This is a genomic window from Vibrio sp. V43_P6S15P86, from assembly GCF_009904725.1.
GTDB lineage: Bacteria > Pseudomonadota > Gammaproteobacteria > Enterobacterales > Vibrionaceae > Vibrio > Vibrio diabolicus.
Map to the genome: position 1 here is coordinate 1 of NZ_WXWT01000365.1, position 3,564 is coordinate 3,564.

At 46.6% G+C, this 3,564-nt stretch carries 2 protein-coding genes; both read right to left on the bottom strand.

Annotation, left to right across the window (positions count from 1 at the left end):
* Positions 1-2,072 (bottom strand): fatty acid oxidation complex subunit alpha FadJ (gene fadJ / locus CAG69_RS16670; RefSeq protein ID WP_161445240.1); only part of this gene is annotated, 2,072 nt, incomplete at its 3' end.
* Positions 2,072-3,379 (bottom strand): acetyl-CoA C-acyltransferase FadI, encoded by a 1,308-nt coding sequence (gene fadI, locus CAG69_RS16675; RefSeq protein WP_161445242.1) that lies wholly within the window; start codon positions 3,377-3,379, stop codon positions 2,072-2,074. The genes fadJ and fadI, both read right to left, overlap by 1 nt.
* Between the last annotated feature and the right edge of the window lie 185 nt (positions 3,380-3,564).

Sequence of the window (3,564 nt, forward strand, 5' to 3'; positions counted from 1 at the left end):
CCATCACACGGTGCGTAACGATCGCCATACTTCGATGCAAACTCATTCATTTTCTCAACCAGTTCTTTAATGCCAAACTGATCCATATAACGGAATGGACCGCCCAAGAATGGAGGGAAACCAATGCCAAATATTGCACCAATATCACCATCACGTGGCGAGCGAATGATGCCGTCATCCAAACAACGTACCGCTTCATTCAGCATTGGTAGTACACAGCGCAACGCAATATCGTTATCGCTCAGCTTAGATTCAGGATCGAGCTTAAGCAGCTTGTAGATAGATTTATCGACTTCTTTCTTCTTACCTTTGTAAGTGTAGAAACCTTTCCCGCTCTTACGTCCTTTGCGACCGTCATTCAATAAGATATCGAACACGTCCGGGCCTTTGAATCGCTCACCTAACTCATTGACTAGAATCGGCATGATCTTCGCGCCAATGTCGACACCGACTTCATCCAGTAAGGTAATCGGGCCGACAGGGAAACCAAAATCAAGCAACGCCGTATCAATCTTTTCGATCGGTTCGTTAGCCAGCAGAATATGCGCCGCTTCGTTCATGTATGGCGCAAGAATGCGGTTCACGTAAAAGCCCGCTTTGTCTTTCACTACGATCGGGGTTTTTCCTTGCTTTTTAGCAAGTGCAACGACTGTTGAAATGGTTTCATCTGATGTCGTTTCATGCGGAATCACTTCCACCAACGGCATTTTTTCTACCGGGCTGAAGTAATGCAAACCCACTACGTTTTCTGGACGCTCCGCTTTTTCTGCAATTTTGTGGATTGGTAACGAAGAGGTATTGGTCGCAAAGATGGTTTCCGGCTTGGCATTCGCTTCAATATCCGCCACCATTTTTTGTTTAAGATCTAAGTCTTCAAAAACGGCTTCAATTACGACATCAATATGATTAAAGCTGGTAAAGTCGACACCGCCAGACAATTGCAACATTTTCGCTTGCAGATCGGCTTTTGATAGAATGCGACGTTTACGCTGTTTCTCGAATAACTTGTAGTTGTAGTTGAGTGCGTTTAGAACGCCATCGTTGCTGACGTCTTTGATGCGGACAGGCACCTTCGCTTTTGCAACAGACACATGGCTGATTCCTGCGCCCATCAAGCCACCGCCAAGCACGCCAACTTTATGAACTTGCGCGGGTTTCGCATCCGTACCATTTTCTTTCTTCATTTCCGTTGTCGCAAAGAAGATAGAACGGAGCGCTTTTGATTCAGAGCTCATCACAAGCTCACCGAAGCGTTTCGCTTCAAGCTCTTGTCCTTGGGCGAAACCTTTCTCTAAACCATGCTGAATAACGTCTAAAATCGCGACCGTTGCTGGATAGTTACCACGAGTTTTCTGATTGGTTTTCTTCGCTGCGTGTTCAAACACAAACTTGCGCCCTAACCCGCTACCCGACATCACTTTTTCTTTCGTGGATAGCTTTTTCGTACCCTTGTTTTTACCTTTGTCGATAAACTGTTTAGCTACGTCGAGCAAAATGGTGTCAGGGACACAGGCGTCAACCACACCCAGCTTTTTAGCTTTCTTTGCGCGAAGCTGTTTACCCGTCAGGATCAAGTCCAGTGAAGGTAACAAGCCAATCAAACGCGGCAGACGCTGCGTACCGCCGGAACCTGGCAGCAATCCAAGCTGTACTTCTGGTAGGCCTAAACGCGTTTTATCTGAATCCGTACAAACACGATAATCACATGCAAGAGCAAGCTCTAAACCACCGCCCAAACATGGACCGTGAATAGCGGCAACCACAGGATATGGTAAGTCCGATAGCTGCTGGAATAGCTCTTGACCTTGCCTCGCTAATGCTTCTGCTTCACTTGCGGTCGTGCACGCTTCTAGCATGCGAACATCGGCCCCCGCGACAAAGTTGTCCGGTTTTAGGGAATGAATGATCATCCCTTTGATGCCACTGGCGTCTTTTAGCTGAGCAAAGATTTCTTTCATTTCATCAGCAAAAGCCGCCTGTAGCGTATTCATTTTTTCATTAGGTACGTCAATCGCTAACCAAGCAATATTCTGCTCATCAACTTTTAGACTAAATGCTTTTTGCTCGCTCATTACTCAACCTCCAGAATCATTGCTGCACCAAGACCGCCAGCTGCACATGCGGTATTCAATGCAATACCGCCACCACGGCGTTTCAGTTCACGTAGGGTTTGCGTCATCATTCGTGCACCTGTCGCCGCGAATGGGTGACCGTAAGCGATTGAGCCACCAAGCACGTTAAACTTATCCATGTCGATTTCACCGATCGCTTTCGAACGACCTAGATTTTCTTGAGCAAACTTATCTGAAGCAAACATCTTCACATTCGCCAATGCTTGCGCAGCAAACGCTTCGTGCATGTCGATCAACGTCAGATCAGACAATTCCAAGCCTGTATTTTCTAGCACTTTCGCTGTGGCATAAGTCGGTCCCATCAGCATGTCCTTTTCCACACCGATCGCTGAAAATGCGTAGCCACGTATGTAGCCAAGAATCTCCATGCCAAGCTCTTTCGCTTTACCTTCGCGCATCAACATCACTGCAGCACCACCATCAGTCAGTGGCGTACTGTTAGCTGCCGTAACACTGCCATACTGGCGATCAAAGGCAGGTCGAAGTTTCGCGTACCCTTCTACGGTTGAGTCGTGACGGACATTGTTGTCTTCCGAAATCCATTTTTTGTATGGTTCGGGAAAAGCCGTCATCACTTCACCTTGGATCTTACCTTCTTTCCAAGCTTGGGAAGCCAGCGTATGAGAGCGATGTGCTAGCGCATCCTGCTCTACACGAGAAATACCATGCGTCTTTGCCATTTGCTCCGCAGTTTGTCCCATCGACAAGCCCGTCGAGTACTCGGCTACTGCAGGAGGCACTGGCATAAGGTCTTTAAAGCTCAAGTTTTTGAGGATGCTAAGCTTCTGACCCATTGTTTTTGTCTTACTTAGAGCAAGCAGATTAGCGGCCAGTTTCTTAGATACGCCAATAGGCAGGACGGAAGAAGAGTCTGCACCACCAGCAATACCGATATCGATGGTTCCCGCCATGATGCTTTCTGCGACATTGACCGCAGCTTGAAAACTCGTTGCACACGCACGAGTCACACTGTAAGCATCAGTATGGATGTTCATACCGGTGCCTAACACGATTTCTCGTGCGATGTTTGGCGCTTCAGGCATTTGTACTACTTGTCCAAATACCACTTGTTCGATTAGCTTCGGATCAATATCTGTTCGAGCAAGCATTTCGCTTACTACCATTTTCCCTAAATCGACCGCTGGCACTTGGCTAAATTCCGTGCTTTGACGAGCAAAGGGAGTTCGAAGCCCCGCGACAATAGCGACACGCTCACCATTGCGTGTTTTTACTTCCTGCTTGCCCATTGTTTCTCCTTAAATACAAGAGGTCTGACCTGATGCATTGTAATGAATTTGTTAAATTTATCAAACGTGCGTTTAAATAAACGTGAAGCAAGTAGATCAATTACTCTACTTCTTTGATTCTTATGCGATTAATAATGATTAACTATAGAGAGTTAAAACGGTAAGAGGTATATGGAAGGTAAAAT

What these genes read in the sequence shown, in the direction of transcription:
- fadI (WP_161445242.1), bottom strand. Translation starts at nt 3,379, where the DNA reads ATGGGCAAGCAGGAAGTAAAAACACGCAATGGTGAGCGTGTCGCTATT.